This is a genomic window from Rhodanobacter sp. C06, assembly GCF_002001105.1.
Taxonomy (GTDB): Bacteria; Pseudomonadota; Gammaproteobacteria; order Xanthomonadales; family Rhodanobacteraceae; genus Rhodanobacter_A.
In genome coordinates, this window is the sequence record NZ_MUNP01000036.1 from 1 (window position 1) to 21,814 (window position 21,814).

Consider the following 21,814-nt stretch of genomic DNA (forward strand, 5'->3'; position numbering starts at 1 on the left):
GCTACAACGCGCAGGTCGACGTGCACGATCCGTGGGTAAACGCCGCCGAGGCCGAGCACGAATACGGCCTCGTGCCGCTGGCCGAGCCGCCAACGGGCGCCTACGACGCGGTGATCGTGGCGGTGGGCCACAAGCAGTTCGTGGCGCTGGGCGCCGATGGCGTGCGCGCCTACGGCAAGCCAGCGTGCGTGGTCTACGACGTGAAGTACGTGCTGCCGCGCGAAGCGGTGGACGGGAGACTGTGATGACGACGCTCGACACTCTGCTGCCACCGGACCTGCAATCGCGCGTGCGCGCCGAAACCGGCGCCTGGCTGGTTACCGGCGCGGCCGGCTTCATCGGCTCCAACCTGGTCGAGGCCCTGCTGGGCCTGGGCCAGAGCGTGGTGGGCCTGGACAACTTCGCCACCGGCCACCGGCGCAACCTCGACGAGGTGGAGCGCCTGGTCGGCCCGGAAGCGTGGTCGCGCTTCCGCTTCATCGAGGGCGACATCCGCGAGATCGACGACTGCCGTGCCGCCTGCGCCGGCGTGCGCCATGTGCTGCACCAGGCCGCGCTGGGCTCGGTGCCGCGTTCGATCGAGGATCCGCTGGCCACCCACGCGGCGAACGCCACCGGCTTCATCAACATGCTGGTGGCCGCGCGCGATGCCGGCGTGGCCAGCTTCAGCTACGCCGCCTCCAGCTCCACCTATGGCGACGAACCCAGCCTGCCCAAGGTCGAGGACCGGATCGGCCGCGCGCTGTCGCCCTACGCCGCGACCAAGCTGTTCGACGAAATCTACGCCGAGGTGTTCGCGCGCTGCTACGGCTTCAAGGCCATCGGCCTGCGCTACTTCAACGTGTTCGGCCGACGGCAGGATCCGGAGGGCGCCTACGCGGCGGTGATCCCGCAGTGGATCGCCACCATGATCCGCGGCGAAGAAGTGTTCATCAACGGCGACGGCGAGACCACCCGCGACTTCTGCCACGTGGCCAACGCGGTGCAGGCCAACCTGCTGGCGGCGCTGGCCGCCGACGAGCACCGCGACCTGGTCTACAACGTGGCGGTGGGCCAGCGCACCAGTCTCAACCAGCTGTTCGACGGCCTGGTGCAGCAGCTCGCGGCCGAGCGCGTGCGTTACGGCCTGCCGCCGGTGCACCGCGAGTTCCGTGCGGGCGACGTGCGCCATTCGCTGGCCGACATCAGCCGCGCGGCCACGCGGCTGGGCTACGCGCCCACCCACACCCTGGTCCAGGGTCTGGGCGAGGCAATGCCGTGGTATCTGGGCTTCATCGCGCAGCAGACCACCGCCTGAGCCGGCGGCAACCGGTACCCGCCCGGCACCCGCCGGGGCGGGTCCAACACCGGTGCCACACGCACGCCGCGCGCAGGCACCCCTTGCCGCTGCTGATTCACCCCTCGCCCGCCGAGCCCGGCGGGTGAGGCGTTTTTGCAGTGCCCGTCATGACGCGTCCCGCCTGTGCAGTGCCTCGGTCCCGCCACGCGGCAGCCGCAAGCGGGTTCCAGCGGCGCGGTCAATCCGCCGGATGTTCTTTTCATTTTTGTGATTTATTTCGCAAAACACATATTGCGTGATGCTCACATAGGTGCTATGGACAGCGGCTCGCCGCGTTGTTACTCTCTCCATCCCACCGGCACTGGATGCCGGGGAAGGGGGAAGAGGGATGTTGCGCTTCATGCACCGACAGTCCACGCGCTGGCTGCTTCTGCTCGCCGTGGCCGAAATGCTTTTGCTTTGCGCGTCGCTGAGCATCGCCATCTGGATACGCTTTGGCAGCATCGACGAACTGAGCCACCTGCCCGCGCGTTCGTTGATGTTCGCGTGGGTGTTGATGCTTGGCTTGGCGGCGATGGGCCAGTACCAGGCGCACATGCGCGCGACCTGGTTCGGCTTGCTGGCACGCCAGGCGGTCGGCTTCACGCTTGGCGGCCTGGGTCTGGTCGTGGCCTATTACGTGCTGCCGAAGGCCTACGTGGGCCGCGGCGTGCTGGGCATCGCGCTGGCGTTCGGCTTCGTGGCAGTCACCGCGTTCCGCGCGGCGTTCCTGCAGCTGGTCGAAGTGGAGGCGTTCAAACGGCGCATCCTGGTGCTCGGCGGCGGCACGCGCGCGTCGCAGATCCACAACCGCATGCGCCGTCGCTCCGACCGGCGCGGCTTCGTGGTGGTCGGCTTCGTGCCCCGTCCGGGCGAGGCCGTCGACGTACCCGTGGACCTACTGGTCACGCCCGATGCGCCGCTGGACGTCTGGGCCGAACGGCACGGCATCGACGAGATCGTGGTCGGCGTCGACGATCGCCGCGGCAGCCTGATGATGGACGAGCTGCTCGAATGCCGGCAGCTGGGCATCGAGGTGACCGACCTCACCACCTTCTTCGAGCGCGAATCCGGCCGCGTGCAGCTGGCGTTGACGTATCCCTCCTGGCTGGTCTACTCCGGCGGCTTCTACGCCTCCCCGATGCGCCGGCTCAGCAAGCGCTGCTTCGACCTCGCGGCGGCGCTGCTGGTGCTGGCGCTGACCTGGCCGCTGATGCTGCTGACGATGCTGGCGATCCGCTTCGAATCCGGCCCGGACCAGCCCATCCTGTACCGCCAGGAACGCGTGGGCGTGCGCGGCCGCACCTTCTGGCTGATCAAGTTCCGCAGCATGCGCACGGACGCCGAACACGACGGCGTGGCGCGCTGGGCGGCCAAGAACGACGACCGCGTGACCCGCGTCGGCCGCTTCATCCGCAAGGTGCGGTTGGACGAGCTGCCGCAGCTGTGGAACGTGCTGAAGGGCGAGATGAGTTTCATCGGCCCGCGGCCCGAGCGGCCGCAATTCGTCGCCGACCTCGCGCAGAAAATCAGCTACTACAACCTGCGCCACTGCCTCAAACCCGGCCTGGCCGGCTGGGCGCAGCTGCGCTACCCCTACGGCGCGTCGGAGGACGACGCCGCCGAGAAACTCAAGTACGACCTCTATTACGTCAAGAACAACAACCTGCTGTTCGACCTGCTGATACTGATCCAGACGGTCGAGGTGGTGTTGTTCCGTCGCGGTGCGCGCTGACCGGGAGCCTCCGCCGGGAACGGCCTGGCGGGCCCATCTGATCCGAGGATTCGCCATGCCGAGCCGAAGCTTGCCGAGTCACCCGGGCACTTCCGCCCCGCCCCGCCGTCGCCAGCGGCGCTGGCGCGCAGTGCTGGCCGCAGCCGCGGCCCTGCTGGCAGCGGTGGTGATGGCGCAGACGATCGTGCGCATCCGCAACGAACGCGTCGCGCCCCTGCTTGCCAGCCCGGCGGCGACGCCCGCCTCGGTCGGGACAGCGGAACCAGGCGTCTCCCCCGCACCGACTCCCGTCGCAAAGGCATCCGCGCAGCCCGCACCCGCCGCGCCGGTGGTGCAAGCGGCGCGAGCCACGCCGGATGCCGAAGCCGCCGTGCAGCTGTCGTCGGACAGCTTGGCATGGATGCACCAGGACCTGCCCTGCGAGGCCGATGCCGACCCGTGCAAGCCCGCGCACGTGCTGGCCCTGGTGGATGCCCAGGCGACGACGCCTGCGCACGGCGCGCCCGCTTCCGCGCCCACGCCGGCCGCCTTCGGGGTGCGGGCGCTGGCCGCCGTGACGCTGGCACCGCATCCGCGCCTGATCCTGGACGGCACCACGCTGGCCGCGCTGCGCCAGCGGGCCACCTCCTCCAACCCGCAATGGACGGCGTTGAAGGCCAAGTGCGATTCCTACATCGGCGGCACGGTCGAATATCCCTCGGGCAACGCCTACCCGAACCTGCCCAACCTCGGCCAAGGCTACCAGGGCAGCGACTACGTACCCGCGCTGCTGGCTGAGGGCATGTGCTACCAGGTGCTCAAGACCAGCAACGCCTCGGCGGCCGCCAGCTATGGCGCCAAGGCCGTGGACATCCTGATGAAGATGTCCGCCTCCGGCAGCCAGGGCCAGCTGCCCTGCACCGACAGCGGCTACGGCATGCGCTTCTACGGCGTGGGCATGGGCCTGGGCTACGACTGGGTCTGGGACCTGCTCACGCCGACCCAGCGCACGCAGGTCTACACCACCGCGAACGCCTGGATCACCGCCTGGGAGGCGCCGAACGGCTGCGCCGATTTCGAGTACGCGCATCCGCAGAGCAACTACTACGCGGGCTACTTCCACGCCAAGGCCGCCATCGCGCTGGCCACCTACGACGAGAACCCCTTGGGGCCGGCGGAATGGGACGACTGGCTGAACAACCAGTTCGCCAAGCGCGTGCAGCCTTACTACCAGCTGCACCTGCTGGGCGGCGGCTGGCCGGAGGGTTACGCCAACTACGCGCCGCTGGGCATCCTCAACATGACCTTGCCCATGCGCGAGGTGAAAACCGCCACCGGCCAGGACCTGGTGCACGCCAGCGCACCGTACAGCTACCCGACGGACAGCGCCGAGTACGCGATGCATTTCACCTGGCCCTCGCGCACCTATTTCGACGACCGCGACACCAACCATTCGAACTCCGACAGCCAGCCGCCAGGCACGACCCAGGTGGGTCTGTTCCAGCAACTGCTCGGCGCACTCGGCTACTGGGGCTCGCCGCACACCGCGATCTTCCGCCAGTACCTGGCCGACGTGGACGCGGCCACCAACGGCTACGGTTACGCGGACGAGTGGCTGCGCTTCCTTTCGCTGGACCCGGCCGGCACGACGGCGCCGGTGAGCGGCTTGCCGCTGTCGTATCTCGCGCCGGGCCTGGGCGCGGTGGCGGCGCGCTCGGACTGGGGCAACAGTGCCGCCTGGATGTCCTTCCGCGCCGCGCCCTACGCGAACAACCCCGGGCAGGGCGAGGAATACTTCGACCAGGGCAGCCTGGCCCTGGTGCGCGGCGGCACGCCGCTGCTGCTCAACGCCACCGGCTGGCTGGTGCACAACCCCAACGGCACCGCCGACGAGAACCTGGTCTACAACGACAACTTCGGCAGCTTCAGCAGCGGCAACGTCTACTCGGGCAACCGCCAGATCTACAACATCTTCTACGTGCGCAACCTGAGCAACGGCGCACCGGCCGAGCAGTACGGCCAGTTCGCCAGCACCACCGAAAGCAACCAGGCCAGCACCAAGGTGGCCGCGTTCGAGGACGGCAGCAGCTACGTCTACGTGCTGGCGACCGGCCTGCAGGACATGTACCGCAGCTTTGCCGCCGGGCCGGCCGTGACCAACTGGTCGCGCGAGATCGTGTACGTGCGGCCCAGCCGCTTCGTGGTCTACGACCGCACCACGGCGGGCAGCGCGAGCTACGACCAGTACCTGGCCTGGCATTTCCCGGCGAACCCGACCGCCAGCACCACCAGTGCCGGCGGCAACCGCCTCGACGTCACCTATGGCGGCAGCTACGCCGGCGCGATGACCACCGTGCTGCCGCAGAACGCCACGCTGTCCACCATGGCGATGTATCCGTCCAGCAATCCGACCAAGGCCTGGCAGGTGCAGGTGCGCTCGCCGGTCGCGGGCGCCGCCCAGCAGTGGCTGACCGTGTTCGACCTGTCCACCGCGTCATCCACGGTGGCCGGCGCGAAGCCGGTGATCGTCGCCCAGGGCGGCATCCTCGGCGTGCAGCTGGCAGCATCGGACGGCAGCGCGGTGGTGGTCAGCAGCACGGGCGCGGCCGGCACGCCGCTGAGCGGCACGATCGGCTACACCGTCGACAACCTCGCCGCGCTGCACGTGATCACCGACCTGGCGCCGTCGACCGGCTACACCGTGAACGTCGCGACCAACGGCAACCAGCAGACCATCACGGTGACTCCTGGCGGCTCCATCATGAGCAGCGCTCACGGCGTGCTCAGTTTCACGGTGAGCGGCGGCAGCGTGCAGCAGCCGACACTGCGGCCGCCACCGGTGTCCAACCTGCCGGTACCCGGCTATCCCAGGCCGTATACGGGATGAGTGCAGCGGTGGAGATGCCGACCGTGCGCAAGCGCCCTTCAACCATCCTGCTCGATGTCGGTGATGTGCAGGCCGATGCTGATGTCGCCGTCGCGGCTCGCGTCCATGCCGTGCACGAAGAACGGCTGCTGCCCGCGCGTGACGAAACCCTCGGCGCGCCACGCATCGAGCACGGACCGGGTAGCGGTCAGGCGCAGCTCGATCGCGTCGTAGCCGGCCGCGTAGCCCATCCGGCACAGCTCGCGGATCGCACGGCGATCGGCCGCGCGCACGCCGCCGGCGAACCAGGCGTCGGTCACGGTCATGAACCCCGGTGCGCGCACATTGGTCTCGCAGGCGAACCATGCCAGCAACGGCGCGCCCGGCGCCGGGGCGACCAGCAGGAAGCGGCGGCGTACCGCAGGCAGGCCGAGGAAGCGCCACTCGAGCATCCGCGTGCTGCGCACCGTGCACAGGCCCTCGCCATGTTCGGACTGCTCCCACAGCGCCTGCATGCGGGGATCGACGGCGTCGTTCCAAGCCACGTGCAGGCCGGACCGTCGGGCCGGGATGCGCAGCCGGCGGCCTGCCGCGAGCACGCCATCCAGCAGCGTGCCGCCGGCACGGCCCAGCGGACCCGGCAACACGCGCGACGCATAGCCGCGGTAACGCAGCGGCTTCACATGGCGCAGCAACTGGCCGGCCACGGCATAGCCGGCGCGTTTGCCGACTGCACCACCCTGCAAGTTGGTCATCGCATAGCCGAACGCGAAATGCTCCTGGCTGGCGAGCGCCACCGCACGGATCAATCCCATCGCCGGCTTGAGCGAGCGGTGTCCGGGCAGCACGACGAAATGGCTGGCGCAGGCGACCAGCGACTCGCGCCCCTGCCAGAGCATCGGCCGCGGACCGGCGCCGACGGTGCCCACGATCTCGCCACTGGCGCGATGGCGCAGCAGCCGCAGCAGCGGACGTCCGAACGGGCAGTTCAGATAGAACACGTCGTACATGCGGCCGAGCTGGTCCCGCCAGCCGATATGGTCGCGCCAGAGGCCGATGACGGTATCGCGATCCCGTTCGAGCTGGCCTTCGACCACTTCGTAGCGATCGTCGGGAACGAGATCGTGCATATCCAAGGCCTTCGGGTTGCTGAGGGCGGTGCCAGCGGATTCTGTGCGACGCCTGTCTCGCATACAAGACGAAATCGCCACGCCGAGGGCCGCCATCGGCATGCAGTAGGGAAGCACCGGACGATCCGACGCACAGGCGACGACAGCGGCAATGGCGCGACAGGGGCACGGCCATGAACCAGCGCGCGGCTTGCATAGACATCGACTGGGCCACGTTCGATCCGTGGCACGTCCAGCCAGTGCGACACCGGCTGATGGAACACCCGCTGCTGCAGCCCGACCGGCTGGTGGAGTTCGGCCGGCGCCTCGAACGCGCGGCGCAGCTCTACTCGTTCAGCAACGACGTCACCGCCGGCACCAATTTCAGCAAGGCGGGCAGCACGAACCCGAACCGCAAGTCCGCGCAGGAAACCCTGAAGGACATCGACCACGCCAAGGCATGGATGTTGCTTCGCCATGTGCAGGGCGATCCGACCTACCGTGAGCTCGTCGATTCCGTGCTCGATGAAATCAAACCGCAGGTGGAACACAAGGACCCCGGCATGTGCTACCGGGCCGGCTGGATCTTCGTGTCCTCGCCACACACGGTCACGCCGTTCCACATCGACCGCAACCACGGCATCCTGCTGCAGATACGCGGCAGCAAGACCGTCTACGTATGGGACCCCGACGACGTCACGGTGGTGAGCGACCGCGCGCGCGACTGGTTCCACGGCCATCACGAGCTTGCCTTGGTCGAGTGGCACGAGGAATTCCGCGCCCGCGCACATGTATTCCACCTGCAGCCCGGCATGGGCGTGTACATGCCGCTGACCAGCCCGCACATGGTCGAGACCAGCGACGAGCCGTCGACGACGCTGAGCCTCAGTTACAACACCCAGGCATCGCGTCGCAACGTGTTGCTGCACGTCGTGCACGACCGGATTCACGGCCTGGGGATCGACTTGCCTCCGGTCGGTCGGCGTCCCCGCTTCGATGCGTGGCTGCATGTCGCAGCGCATGCCGCGGATGGCGCGCGCAGGTACGCGCGCCATCGGCTGGGCCGGCCTGTCCGTTTCGATGGAGCGCCCTATGCCTCGGACGATTGAGCAGGCCGGCTGGCCGCCTCGATCGCCGGCAGGCGCACAGGGCAAGTTCGATGAGTATGCAGATATGACGCTCGGCGATACGCAAAACATGGATTTGCTCGACGTGCTGCCCAGCCAGGCCGATGGCGCGGATGACGTATGGCGGCACCGGCAGTATCCGCTGGATTCCGCACTCGCCGGCGCGCTGGCCGGAGCCATGCGCCGATGGCCGCTCGGCCCGGCGCAACTGTTGAGCGCGGCCCTGGCGCTGGTCGAATCGCGCCTGACGGGGGTGGATGTCGTGCTTGCGACGGCACTGGACGCAACCGGCGTCACGCAGGGCTCCATCGAGGTGCCGCGAGCGGGATCGCGTGATGCATGGCTCGAAACCTGCGCGCATACGCTCGGTGACCCGGCAGGTGCGCCGGCGGACAGCGCATGGCTCGCCCATGACGGCAAGGCGATGCCAGCTTGCGGCGAAGTGTCGGTGCAGCTGGCGTGGCAACTGCGCCTGTCGGACGACGCGCAGTTGCACGTCGATTTCCGCGGATCGCCGGACGGGACATCCGTCGACCTGCTGGCCGGCTGCGTGAAACGCACGCTAGCGGCATTCGGATCGGCGGAAGACTGCGCACTGGAATCGATCGACATCCTCGACCCGGCCGAACGCCACCGGCTGCTGGTCGAATGGAACGCGACGGACATGCCGCGGCATGCCGGGGACACGGTGCACGGCCTGTTCGCCGCCGTCGCCAAGGATCACGCGGACCGGGTCGCGGTCGTCGACGACCAGCGCAGCCTGACCTACGCGCAGCTGGATCGGCTCGCGGAGGGACTGGCCTTGCGCCTGCGCGGCGCCGGTGTGGTGCGCGGCACGATCGTGGGCGTGATGCTGGATCGCTCGGTCGACGCGGTGGTCGCCATCCTCGGCGTGCTGAAAGCGGACGCAGCCTATCTGCCGCTCGACATGGCCTATCCGGCAGAGCGCGTGGCCTTCATGCTGGACGACGCCGAAGTACGCATCGTAGTGACGCCGCGCATCGGGCGGGCGCTACCGCTTGCCGATTCGATCGTGCGCGTCTCCGTTGCCGCCGGGGAACGGCCGCCTGGCGATCCCATCGCCATCGAACTGGACGGCGAAGCACTGGCCTACGTGATGTACACCTCCGGATCGACCGGCACGCCGAAGGGCGTCGAGATCCGGCACCGTTCCATCATCCGCCTGGTACGTGACGTCGAATACATCGATCTGGGGCTCGACACACGGCTGTTGCACGCAGCGCCGCTGGGCTTCGATGCCTCCACGCTGGAGATCTGGGGCGCCCTGCTCAATGGCGGTTGCGTCATCGTGCACGACGAAGCAGTACCAACCGGCAGCGGCCTCGCCCGCAGCATAACGCGGCACAACGTCAGCACGGCCTTCCTCACCACGGCGCTGTTCAATGCCATCGTGGATGTCGACCCCCGGCACCTGACCGGGCTGCGTGAACTGTTCACCGGCGGCGAGAAGGTCTCCGTACGGCACGTGCGCCGGGCGCTGGATGCGCTGCCCGGCACGACCATCGTCCATCCGTACGGCCCGACCGAATGCACGACATTCACCACCACCCATCGCATACCGCGCGACCTCGCAGCCGACGCGCGCACGATTCCGATCGGGCGGCCCATCGCTGACACGCGGCTCTATGTGCTGAACCGGCGCATGGAGCTGCTGCCTACCGGCGTCGTCGGCGAATTGTTCGTGGGCGGGGCCGGCGTCGCGCGCGGCTACCTGCGGCGTCCCGAACTGAGCGCCGAACGTTTCGTGCCCGATCCATTCGGCGCCGCGGGCGAACGCCTGTATCGCACCGGCGATCTGGTGCGCTACCTGCCGGACGGCGCCATCGAATTCGTCGGCCGCATCGATGGCCAGGTCAAGATACGCGGCTACCGCATCGAGACTGGCGAGATCGAGGCAGTCCTGGCGCGTCACCGCGCGATCGGCGCCTGCGCCGTGCAGGCGCGTGAAGACCAGCCCGGCCGCAAGCGCCTGGTCGCCTATTACGTAGGCAACGGCGTCGAGACCACTGCGCAGGCGCTGCGCGGCTACCTCGGCACCAGCCTGCCCGAGTTCATGGTGCCGGCATGCTATGTGCAGCTCGATGCGCTGCCGCTGACCACCAACGGCAAGCTCGACCGTCGCGCGCTGCCCGCGCCGGATTCCCGCCGGCCCGAACTTGCCGTGCCGTACGTGGAACCCGTCGGCCCTCTGGAGCAGCAGGCATGCGCCGTGTTCGGCGAACTGCTCGGACTGGACCGCGTGGGCCGCGACGACAACTTCTTCGAGCTGGGCGGCGATTCGCTGTCCGCCGTGCGCGCGGTCACCCGGCTCGGCGAGCTGGCGCCGCGCGAACTGACCATACCGATGTTCTTCCAGAACCCCACGCCGGCGGCGCTGGCGCAGGCGATGGCAGGAAACACGCGGACCGCGCCCACCGCGTCCGGCCTGCCGCACGGCGGGCACGGCGTCGGTGCCGAGCCGATCGCGATCATCGCGATGGCCGGACGCTTCCCCGGCGCGGACAACGTCGAGGCGTTCTGGCGCAACCTGTGCGAAGGCCAGGAATCGATCACCTTCTTCGGCGCCGACGAACTCGACCCGGGCATCACGCGCGCGGAGCGCGACGACCCGTCCTATGTGGCCGCGCGCGGCATCGTCGACGGCGTGGAGAACTTCGACGCCGCGTTCTTCGGCATCCCGCCGCGCGAGGCGGAGCTGATGGACCCGCAGCAGCGGATCTTCCTCGAACTGTGCTGGGAATGCCTGGAGCGCGCGGGCCATGCGCCGGGAACGCACACGGGACCGGTCGGCGTGTTCGGCGGCATGTACCACGCCACTTATTTCCAGCGTCATCTCAGTGCGCGGCCGGACCTGGTCGACAAGCTCGGCGCGTTCCAGGTGATGCTGGCCAACGAAAAGGATTTCCTGGCCACCCGCGTCGCGCACAAACTCGATCTGACCGGCCCGGCGGTCAGCGTGAACACCGCTTGCTCGACGTCGCTGGTGGCGATCTGCCAGGCCTTCGACGCCTTGCGCACCGGTCGTTGCACGATGGCGCTGGCCGGCGGCGCGTCGATCACCTGCCCGCCGCGCAGCGGCTATCTCGCCCAGGAAGGCACCATGCTTTCGCCGGACGGGCACACGCGCAGTTTCGACGCGGACGCGCGGGGCACGGTGTTCAGCGACGGCGCCGCGGTGGTCCTGCTCAAGCGGCTGTCCGATGCGATCGCCGACGGCGATCCGGTCTATGCGCTGATCCGCGGCAGCGCGGTGAACAACGACGGCGGCGGCAAGGCCAGCTTCATGGCGCCGAGCAGCGCGGGGCAGGCCGCGGTGATCGCCATGGCGCAGGCGGACGCCGGCGTCGACGCGCGCAGCATCAGTTACGTGGAAGCCCACGGCACGGCCACTCCGATCGGCGATCCGATCGAGATCGAGGGGCTGGTCAGCGCGTTCCGGCGCAATACGAACGACATCGGCTTTTGCCACGTCGGCTCGCTCAAGAGCAATGTAGGCCACATGGTGATCGCCGCCGGCGTGGCGGGCGTGATCAAGACGGCGTTCGCGCTGGCCGAGCAACGTATCCCGCCGACCCTGAATTTCCGCGCGCCCAACCCGAGTATCGATTTCGCCAGCTCGCCGTTCATGGTCAACCCGCGCCTGCTGGAATGGCACTCTGACAACGGGCCGTTGCGCGCGGGCGTCAGCTCGTTCGGCGTCGGCGGCACCAACGCACACGTAGTGATGGAGCAGGCCCCCGCACAAGAACCCTCCGATGCTGCCGACGGGCCGCAGTTGCTGCTGTTGTCGGCGCGCACGCCGACGGCGCTCGCCGCGACGGCGGAACGCGTGGCCGCACACCTGGGCACGCAACCCGGCGAGAACCTCGCCGACGTGGCCTGGACGCTAGCAGTCGGCCGCAAGGCCTTCGCCCATCGCGCCGCAGTAGTGGCCGGCGACGCGGCCGAGGCGGCCTTGCGCCTCGCCGAAGTTGCCGCCGCCAGCGTGCGCAGCCACCCCAGCCAGCCGGCCGACGTGGTGTTCCTGTTCCCTGGGCAGGGCTCGCCCTACCCTGGCATGGGCCGCGTGCTGCATGTCGCCGAGTCGGCATTCCGCGAGGCTTTCGACGCTTGCGTGGCGCATGCCGGCGAGGTGGTGGACTTCGACCTGCGCGAACGCATGTGGAGCGACGATCCCGCGGCGCTGCTGCCCACCGCGGTGATGCAGCCGGCGATCTTCACGATGGAATACGCGCTAGCGCAATGGTGGATGAGCCTGGGCGTGCAACCGGCGGCGATGCTCGGCCATAGCGTCGGCGAGTTCGTCGCGGCGACCCTGGCCGGCGTGTTCGAGCTGCGCGACGCGATGCGTCTCGTCGTCCGCCGCGGCGCGCTGATGCAGGCGCAGCCGGAAGGCGCAATGCTGTCGGTGCAGCTACCGCGCGAGGACGTGCTCGCGCGCCTGCCGGCGACGCTGTCGCTGGCCGTGGAAAACGCACCGGCCGCCTGCGTGGTGGCCGGACCGCATGCGGACGTCGCCGCGCTGCAGGCGGCACTGGAGAAGGACGGTGTCGCCTGCCGCCCGCTGCGCACCTCGCACGCCTTCCACTCGGCGATGATGGAACCAGTGCTGGCGCCGTTCCGTGCCGAAGTGGAGCGCGTGTCACGACAGGCGCCGCGCATCCCGCTGGTGTCGACCGCGACCGGCGACTGGTTGGGCGACGATGCGGCGCAGTCGATCGACTACTGGACGCGCCACCTGCGCGAACCGGTGCGCTTCTCCACCGCGCTCGAACGCGTGCTCGACAGACCTGCCCGCGTGCTGCTGGAAGTGGGTCCGCGCGCCACGCTGTGTTCGCTGGCGCGCCAGCAGCCGCTGCTGCGCCAGCAGCGCATCGCCGCCCTGCCCTCGCTCGGCGACGCGCCTCAGCTGGAACTGATGCAGTTGCGCCAGGCCGTCGGCGAGCTGTGGCGCCAGGGTGCGGCCATCGACACCGCACGGCTGGACCGACGCGCGCGGCGCCGGCGCGTATGCCTGCCCAGCTATCCGTTCGAACGCCAACGCCATTGGATCGACGCGCCCGCGGCATCGGGCGTCCACGCATCGTTGCCACCCGCCACAACGTCCGAGTACCACGAAGGAACGCCCATCATGTCCGCGCCAACCGTGTCGTCCGTGGAGCGCCAACCGCGCCTGATCGGCCAGCTCAAGGCCACCTTCGAGGATGTCGCCGGCATCGACCTGGCCGACGCCGATTCCGCCAGCCACTTCATCGAGCTGGGTCTGGACAGCCTGATGCTGACCCAGGTGGCGCTGCAGGTTTCCAAGACCTTCGCAGTGCCGGTGAGCTTCCGCCAATTGATGGGCGACTGCTCCAGCTTCGCGCAGCTGGCCGCGCTGCTCGACGCGCAGCTGCCACCCGAGGCGGCCGCCGCGGCAACGGCACCCGTCCTGCCGCAGCCGGCACGGCTGGCCATGCCGGCGCTGCCTACCATCACCGGCGCGGCGCCGGACGGCTACGTGCAGCAGGTGATCGCGCAGCAGATGCAGCTGATGGCCCAGCAGCTGGCCCTGCTCGGCGGTGCGCCGGTGACACCGGTCGCCGTGCCGGCGCCAGCGGCCGCGTCGCCTGCACCGGCTGCCCCGGTCGCGGCCCCGGCCGTGGACGAGGAAGCCGTGCTGGCCCATACCCGCTACGACGTCAAGAAGGCCTTCGGCGCGATCGCGCGCATCGACACCGGCAAGTTCGAGCTCACGCCGCGCCAGCAAGGCCGGCTGGACCGCTTCGTCGAACGCTACGTGGCGCGCACGCGCAAATCGAAGGAGTACACCCAGGCGCATCGCCCGCACATGGCCGACCCGCGCGTGGTCAACGGGTTCCGTCCCCTGCTTAAGGAAATCGTCTACCAGATCGTCATCGAGCGCTCCAAGGGCGCCCACCTGTGGGACCTGGACGGCAACGAATACGTCGACGCGCTGAACGGCTTCGGCATGAGCCTGTTCGGCTGGCAGCCAGATTTCGTGCTGGATGCCGTGCGCAGGCAGCTCGATCTCGGCTACGAGATCGGCCCGCAGCATCCGCTGGCCGGCGAAGTGGCAAAGCTGGTCTGCGAAGTCACCGGGCACGAGCGCGCCGCGTTGTGCAACACCGGCTCGGAGGCGGTGCTTGGCGCGCTGCGCATCGCGCGCACGGCGACCGGGCGCGAGACCGTGGTGCTGTTCACCGGTGCCTACCACGGCATCGTGGACGAAGTGATCGTGCGCGGCACCAAGAAGCTGCGCGCGGTGCCGGCCGCGCCGGGCATCCTGCGTAACACCGCCGAACACGTGCTGGTGCTCGACTACGGCACGCCGGAGTCGCTGGAAATCATCCGCGAGCGCGCGCACGAGCTGGCCGCCGTGCTGATCGAACCGGTGCAGAGCCGGCGGCCGGATTTCCGCCCGGTCGAATTCCTGCGCGAGGTGCGTGCGATCACCGCGGCCAGCGGCACCTTGTGCATCTTCGACGAGATCGTTACCGGCTTCCGCAGCCATCCCGGCGGCACCCAGGCGCTGTTCGATATCCGCGCCGACCTCGCCACCTACGGCAAGGTCGTGGGCGGCGGCTATCCGATCGGGGTGATCGCAGGCAAACGTGAATACATGGATGCGCTGGACGGCGGCCAATGGCAGTACGGCGACGACTCGATCCCCACCGTGGGCGTCACTTATTTCGCCGGCACCTTCGTGCGCCACCCTCTGGCGCTGGCCGCGGCGAAGGCGGTGCTCGAGCACGTGCGCGACGCCGGGGGCGCGCTGCAGGAACGGCTCAATGCGCGCACCGCGGCAATGGCCGACGAGCTCAACGGTTTCTTCGTGGAAGTGGGCGCGCCGATCGCGGTCAAGCAGTTCGCGTCGCTGTGGAAGACCCAGTTCCTGGAGGAGCATCCGCTGCAGGATCTGCTGTTCGCGATGATGCGCAGCCGCGGCGTGCACATCCTCGACAACTTCCCCTGCTTCTTCACCACCGCGCACAGCGAGGCGGATTTCCAGAAGATCACCCAGGCCTACAAGGAATCGGTGGCCGAGTTGCAGGAAGCCGGTTTCCTGCCGCGCAACGTCCCCCCGACGCAGACGGTGATGGATGCGGGCAAGCCGCCCGTGCCCGGCGCGCGGCTGGGCCGCGAACCCGACGGGCGGCCATGCTGGTTCGTGCCCAACCCCGCGCAACCAGGCAAGTACATGAAGGTCGAGTCATGAACACGCCCATGGACGCGCATGCCGGCCTCTCGACCGTCGACTACGATCCGTTCGCCAGCCCCGCGCTCGAACGCGTGGTGCCCAGCACCGAGGCGCAGCGCGAAATCTGGCTGGCTGCCAAACTGGGTGAGGATGCTTCGCTGGCCTACAACGAAGCGGTCGCGCTGCACCTGCACGGCGCGCTGGACCGCACGGCCATGCTCGACGCGCTGCAAGCGCTGGTTGATCGCCACGATGCGCTGCGCGCCAGTTTCGGCCCGGACGGCGAAACCTTCTGCGTGGCCGGCGGCGTCGCGCTCGACGTGCGCCAGACCGACCTGGGCGCGCTCGATGCATCCACGCGCATTGCCGCGCTGGAGGAGCGCCGCGCGCAAGTCGTGCTGCTGCCGTTCGACCTGGAAACCGGACCGCTGTTCCGCGCCGAACTGCTGCGCCTGGGCGAGGGCGAGCACGTGCTGCTGCTCAGCGCGCACCACCTGGTCTGCGACGGCTGGTCGTGGTGGGTGGTCCTGCGCGAACTGGGCACGCTGTACGCGTTGCGCGGCGGCGCCGGCAACGCAAACCTGCCGCCAGCCCCCTCCTTCGCCGACTACGCCTTGCAATGCGCCGGACAGGCGGACCGCCACGCCCGCGCCGCCGACGAGGCCTGGTGGGTAGCGCATCACGCCCATCGTCCACCGGCGCTGGACCTGCCGGGCGACCGCCCGCGGCCGCCACGGCGCAGCTTCGCTGCCGGCCGCGAGGATCATGTGCTCGGCGCCGACCTGGTCGGCGCCTTGCGCCACTTGGGCGCGCGTCACGGTGCAAGCCTGTTCGCCACCTTGCTGGGCAGTTTCGCCGGCTTGCTCGGCCGGCTGGCCGGGCAGGACGAAGTCGTGCTCGGCATCCCCGCAGCAGCGCAGGCGAACGAAGGTCTGGGCGACCTGGTCGGCCACGGCGTCAATCTGCTGCCGCTGCGCTGCACGGCCGATCCGGCGCTGCCGTTCACGCAGCTGCTTGGCGCGGCGGGCGGCGAGCTGCTCGATGCGTTGGAGCACCAGCGCTGCACCTTCGGCAGCCTGCTGCAGCAGTTGGACATCGCGCGCGATCCCGCTCGCCTGCCGCTGGTCAGCGTGCTGTTCAACATCGACCAGGCGCTGGAGCAGGAAGGCGAAGCCTTCCCTGGGCTGCGACTGGACTTCGCCAGCGTGCCTCGCCGCTACGAGAACTTCGAACTGTTCATCAACGCGGTGCAGGAACATGGTGGCCTGCGCCTGGAATGCCAGTACAACAGCGGCCTGTTCGATGCCGCCACCGTACGTCGCTGGCTGCGCGCCTACGAGGCCTTGCTGCGCGCCGCCGTGACGCAGCCCGACCATCCGCTCGGCGCCTTGCCGCTGGTCGACGCAGCGGCGCAGCGCGAGCTGGCCGGACTGCAGCCGCCCGAGCGTCAATGGAGCGGCCCGTCGACCATGCACGGCGCGTTCGAACGCCAGGCGTCTGCTTCACCGGAGCGCCCCGCACTGCGCTGCGGCGACGAGACACTGAGCTACCGCGCGCTGGACGAGCAGGCCAACCGCATCGCCCATGGCCTGATCGCGCACGGCGTTCGCCCCGGCGATCTCGTCGGCATCGCGTTGGAGCGCGGCCCCGCCATGCTCGCCGCCTTGCTCGGCACGCTCAAGGCCGGCGCCGGCTACGTGCCGCTCGATCCCGGCTTCCCCGCCGAGCGGCTGGCCTACATGGTCGCCGATGCGAAGCTGGCGGTGCTGCTCACCCAGGCTTCGCTGGCCGCACGCTTCGATCGGCCGGACCGCCCGCCGATTGCACTGGATGCACCGCCCGCCGGCTGGGACGCGCTGCCCGTCACGCCGCCCGCGCTGTCCGTCGATCCCGCGGCTACCGCCTACGTGATCTATACCTCCGGCTCCACCGGTCGGCCCAAGGGCGTGGCGATCCCGCATCGCGCCGTGGCGAACTTCCTCGCCAGCATGGCCGAGCGTCCCGGCCTGCACGCCGACGACCGCCTGCTCGCGGTCACCACGCTGTCCTTCGACATCGCGGTGCTGGAACTGCTCGGGCCGCTGGGCGTGGGCGGCTGCGTGGTGCTGGCCTCGCGCGAGCAGGCGATGGACGGCGAGGCGCTGAAGACCCTGCTGGCCGACCACGGCATCACGCTGATGCAGGCTACGCCGGCCAGCTGGCGCATGCTGCTGCAGGCCGGCTGGCAAGGCGGCGCCGGCTTCCGCGCGCTGTGCGGCGGCGAGGCGCTGGCGCCGGATCTGGCGGCCGCACTGCTGGCACGCTGCGCCGCGCTGTGGAACATGTACGGCCCCACCGAGACCACGGTGTGGTCGACCTGCGCGAAGCTGGAAAAGGATCAGCCGATCACCATCGGCACGCCGATCGCGAACACCACGGTGTGGGTGCTGGACGAGCGCCGCCAGCCCTGCCCGCTGGGCGTGCCGGGCGAGCTGTGGATCGGCGGCGCGGGCGTGGCCATCGGTTACCTGCACCGCCCGGAACTCACCGCCGAGCGCTTCGTCGCCGATCCGTTCTCCGCTGCACCCGACGCACGGCTCTACCGCACCGGCGACCGCGGCCGCTGGCGCGCCGACGGCACCCTCGAACACCTCGGCCGCGCCGACTTCCAGATCAAGCTCCGCGGCTTCCGCATCGAACCCGGCGAGATCGAGGCGCAGCTGGCCGGTCATCCGCCGGTGACGCAGGCGCTGGTGATGGTGCGCGAGGATCGTCCGGGCGACGCGCGCCTGGTCGCCTACCTGGCGAGCGAAACGCCGGTGGACGAAGCCGCCCTGCGCGGCCACCTGCGCGAACACCTGCCCGAATACATGCTCCCGCAGCACTTCGTGGTGCTGGCCGCGCTACCGCTGCTGCCGAACGGCAAGATCGACCGCGCCCGCCTGCCGGCTCCGCTCGCCGCCGCGCCGGCCGTCGCGCGCGCTGCGCCGCGCGACGAACTGGAGCGCCAGATCGCGCAGGCGATGGCGGCCGTGCTGGGTGGACTGGAGCCGGGCCTGGACGACGACTTCTTCGAGCACGGCGGGCACTCTCTGCTCGCCGCGCAACTCACCGCGCGCCTCAATCGCGAGCTGGGTCTGGCGCTGCCGCTGCGTACCCTGTTCGAAGCGCCAACCGTGGCGCGGCTGGCGGCAGCGATACGCGCGGCAGGTGCAGCCGGCAAACAGGAGCCGCGCCAGATCGCGCGCCTGGCTGACCGCGAACGCGCGCCGCTGTCGCTGATGCAGCAACGCGTGTGGTACCTCGAACAGCTCAGGCCCGGCGGCGTGGCGTTTCACACGCCGTCGGCGCATCGCCTGAGCGGATCGCTGGATCTCGCCGCCTTCGAGCAGGCGCTGCGCACCATGGTCCGCCGCCAGCCGGTGCTGCGCACCTCGATCGAGCCGGACGCGACGGGCGCGATGCAGCGCATCCACGCCGAACTGAAGGTGGAGCTGCCGCTCGAGGATCTCTCCGGCATGCCGGCAGACGAACGCGATGCCTGGCTGCGGCGCCGGCTGGACGCGTTGATCGCCGAACCGTTCGACCTGGCCACGCCGCCGCTGTTCCGCGCCCGGCTGTTCCGGCTGGGCGAGCAGGAACACGTGTTCTTCTTCATGACCCACCACATCGTCTGGGACGGCTGGTCGTTCGACCTGCTGTACCGGGAGCTGAGCGCACTCTACGAGGCCTTCCGCACCGGCCAGCCCGATCCGCTGCCGCCGCTGGCGGTCGAGTACGGCGACTTCGCCGCGTGGCAGCGGCAGTGGATGCAGGGCGAGGAACTGCAGCGCCAGCTCGACCACTGGCTGTCCCGCCTCAAGGGCCGCATCGAACCACTGGAGCTGCCTGCCGACCGCGTGCGACCGACACGCATGTCCGGGGCCGGCGCCACCGAGTGGATCGTGCTGCCATCCGAACGGCTGATCGCCGTGCACGCGCTGGCGCAGCAGGCCGGCACCACGCCGTTCATCGTGCTGCTCGCGGCCTACTTCGCACTGCTGCACCGGCTCGGCGGCCAGCGCGACCTGGTGGTGAGCACGCCGGTGCGCGGCCGCGATGCGGTGGAGCTGGAACCGATGATGGGCTTCTTCGTCAACGCGCTGCCGCTGCGCCTGGCGATCGATCCACAGGCCAGTTTCCTCGACACTTTGCGTGCGGTGCGCACGATGGTGCTCGACGCCTTCGCGTGCCCTGACGTGCCGTTCGAGCACCTGGTCAAGGCGCTGCGCTTGCCGCGCGACGAGAGCCGGCCGCCGCTGGCGCAGGCGATGTTCTCTTTCCAGGACGTGCGCGGCCGCGCCACCACCTGGGGCGGCGTGCAGCACGAACACCTGCCGGTGTTCCAGCGCGGCAGCACCGAGGATCTGGGCCTGTGGTTCATCGAGCAGGAGCAGCGCCTGCTCGGCGGCATGGGCTTCAATGCCGACATCTTCGACCCGTCCACCGCCGCACGTTTCCGCCGCGGCTACGAGACCCTGCTGGAAGGCGCGCTGGCCGATCCGCGTCAATCGATCGCGCAACTTCCGCTGCTGCCGGCCGACGAGCTGGCGCGGCTGCACGCCTGGAACGCCACCAACGCGGCGATTCCCGTGCCGACCATGCACGGCGCGTTCGAACGCCAGGCGTCTGCTTCACCGGAGCGCCCCGCACTGCGCTGCGGCGACGAGACACTGAGCTACCGCGCGCTGGACGAGCAGGCCAACCGCATCGCCCATGGCCTGATCGCGCACGGCGTTCGCCCCGGCGATCTCGTCGGCATCGCGTTGGAGCGCGGCCCCGCCATGCTCGCCGCCTTGCTCGGCACGCTCAAGGCCGGCGCCGGCTACGTGCCGCTCGATCCCGGCTTCCCCGCCGAGCGGCTGGCCTACATGGTCGCCGATGCGAAGCTGGCGGTGCTGCTCACCCAGGCTTCGCTGGCCGCACGCTTCGATCGGCCGGACCGCCCGCCGATTGCACTGGATGCACCGCCCGCCGGCTGGGACGCGCTGCCCGTCACGCCGCCCGCGCTGTCCGTCGATCCCGCGGCTACCGCCTACGTGATCTATACCTCCGGCTCCACCGGTCGGCCCAAGGGCGTGGCGATCCCGCATCGCGCCGTGGCGAACTTCCTCGCCAGCATGGCCGAGCGTCCCGGCCTGCACGCCGACGACCGCCTGCTCGCGGTCACCACGCTGTCCTTCGACATCGCGGTGCTGGAACTGCTCGGGCCGCTGGGCGTGGGCGGCTGCGTGGTGCTGGCCTCGCGCGAGCAGGCGATGGCCGGCGAGGCGCTGAAGACCCTGCTGGCCGACCACGGCATCACGCTGATGCAGGCTACGCCGGCCAGCTGGCGCATGCTGCTGCAGGCCGGCTGGCAAGGCGGCGCCGGCTTCCGCGCGCTGTGCGGCGGCGAGGCGCTGGCGCCGGATCTGGCCACCGCACTGCTGGCACGCTGCGCCGCGCTGTGGAACATGTACGGCCCCACCGAGAGCACGGTATGGTCGACCTGCGCGAAGCTGGAAAAGGATCAGCCGATCACCATCGGCACGCCGATCGCGAACACCACGGTGTGGGTGCTGGACGAGCGCCGCCAGCCCTGCCCGCTGGGCGTGCCGGGCGAGCTGTGGATCGGCGGCGCGGGCGTGGCCATCGGTTACCTGCACCGCCCGGAACTCACCGCCGAGCGCTTCGTCGCCGATCCGTTCTCCGCTGCACCCGACGCACGGCTCTACCGCACCGGCGACCGCGGCCGCTGGCGCGCCGACGGCACCCTCGAACACCTCGGCCGCGCCGACTTCCAGATCAAGCTTCGCGGCTTCCGCATCGAACCCGGCGAGATCGAGGCGATCGCCCGCGAGGACACCGCGGTGAACGACGCCGCGGCCGTGGTGTGCGAATTGTCCGCCAGCGACCAGCGTCTGGTGCTCTACGTGGCCGCCACCGAGGCGGAGGCCACGCTGCTGCCGCGCCTGCGCGGCGTGCTGGAATCTCAGCTGCCCGGCTACATGCGGCCGCAACACATCGTGCGGCTGGAAGCGTTCCCGCAGACGCCGAACGGCAAGCTCGACCGCAAGGCACTGCCGCTGCCCGCGACGACGAGCGGGGACGAGCCCGCACCGCGCAGTGCGGACGACGATCCGCGCCGCCGCTACCTGGGCGCGGTGTGGTGCGAGCTGATCGGCGTGGGCGAGGTGGCGTCGCAGGACAACTTCTTCGACGTGGGCGGGCACTCGCTGCTGGCGGTGGAGCTGGCCACGCGCGTGCAGCGCGAGACCGGCGTGCGGTTGAACCTGCTGGATATCGCCAGCAGCACCCTCGCTGCGCTGGCCGGGCAGTTGCCCGAACCCGCCGCGGCCAGGCCGCACGTTCCGTTCGGCCATCGCCTGCGGCGACTGCTCGGCCTGCACTGATGCGGAACACGCGTGCGGCAACACCGATCCACCCATCGCCATACCGAA

The 21,814-nt window shown here is 69.9% G+C and carries 8 protein-coding genes; 7 read left to right on the forward strand and 1 reads right to left on the reverse strand.

Features of this window, described 5'->3' with window-relative positions; translation table 11 throughout:
- The 4 genes from B0E52_RS04605 to B0E52_RS04620 form a co-directional block, all read left to right on the forward strand.
- On the forward strand, positions 1 to 245 hold a 245-nt coding region (locus B0E52_RS04605; RefSeq protein ID WP_305793688.1), incomplete at its 5' end, for a UDP binding domain-containing protein.
- Positions 245 to 1,297 (forward strand): NAD-dependent epimerase/dehydratase family protein, encoded by a 1,053-nt coding sequence (locus tag B0E52_RS04610; protein ID WP_077482216.1) that lies wholly within the window; start codon positions 245 to 247, stop codon positions 1,295 to 1,297. The genes B0E52_RS04605 and B0E52_RS04610, both read left to right, overlap by 1 nt.
- A 382-nt stretch (positions 1,298 to 1,679) precedes the next feature.
- Positions 1,680 to 3,053, forward strand: a complete 1,374-nt coding sequence (locus tag B0E52_RS04615) for a TIGR03013 family XrtA/PEP-CTERM system glycosyltransferase (RefSeq protein WP_254426702.1) — start codon at positions 1,680 to 1,682, stop codon at positions 3,051 to 3,053.
- A gap of 55 nt (positions 3,054 to 3,108) precedes the next feature.
- Entirely contained in the window at positions 3,109 to 5,919 is a 2,811-nt protein-coding gene (locus B0E52_RS04620) for a hypothetical protein (RefSeq protein WP_254426703.1), read from the forward strand.
- A gap of 38 nt (positions 5,920 to 5,957) precedes the next feature.
- On the opposite strand, the gene B0E52_RS04625 is transcribed toward B0E52_RS04620, so the two are convergent.
- Entirely contained in the window at positions 5,958 to 7,028 is a 1,071-nt protein-coding gene (locus tag B0E52_RS04625; RefSeq protein ID WP_077482218.1) for a hypothetical protein, read from the reverse strand.
- A 173-nt stretch (positions 7,029 to 7,201) separates the two neighbouring features.
- Here B0E52_RS04625 and B0E52_RS04630 point away from each other — a divergent pair, with 173 nt between their 5' ends.
- From B0E52_RS04630 to B0E52_RS04640, 3 genes are all read left to right on the forward strand, one after another.
- The gene (locus tag B0E52_RS04630) at positions 7,202 to 8,116 is read left to right on the forward strand and encodes a cupin-like domain-containing protein (protein WP_077482219.1); all 915 of its coding nucleotides are present in this window, start codon (positions 7,202 to 7,204) and stop codon (positions 8,114 to 8,116) included.
- An 88-nt stretch (positions 8,117 to 8,204) separates the two neighbouring features.
- Positions 8,205 to 15,374 carry a type I polyketide synthase gene (locus B0E52_RS04635; RefSeq protein WP_077482307.1) on the forward strand — a complete coding sequence of 2,390 codons (7,170 nt, stop codon included), beginning with the start codon at positions 8,205 to 8,207 and terminating at the stop codon, positions 15,372 to 15,374.
- On the forward strand, positions 15,371 to 21,766 hold the full coding sequence (locus B0E52_RS04640; RefSeq protein ID WP_168174121.1) for a non-ribosomal peptide synthetase: 6,396 nt from the start codon (positions 15,371 to 15,373) through the stop codon (positions 21,764 to 21,766). The genes B0E52_RS04635 and B0E52_RS04640 overlap by 4 nt, the downstream gene beginning before the upstream one ends.
- Positions 21,767 to 21,814: the final 48 nt, after the last annotated feature.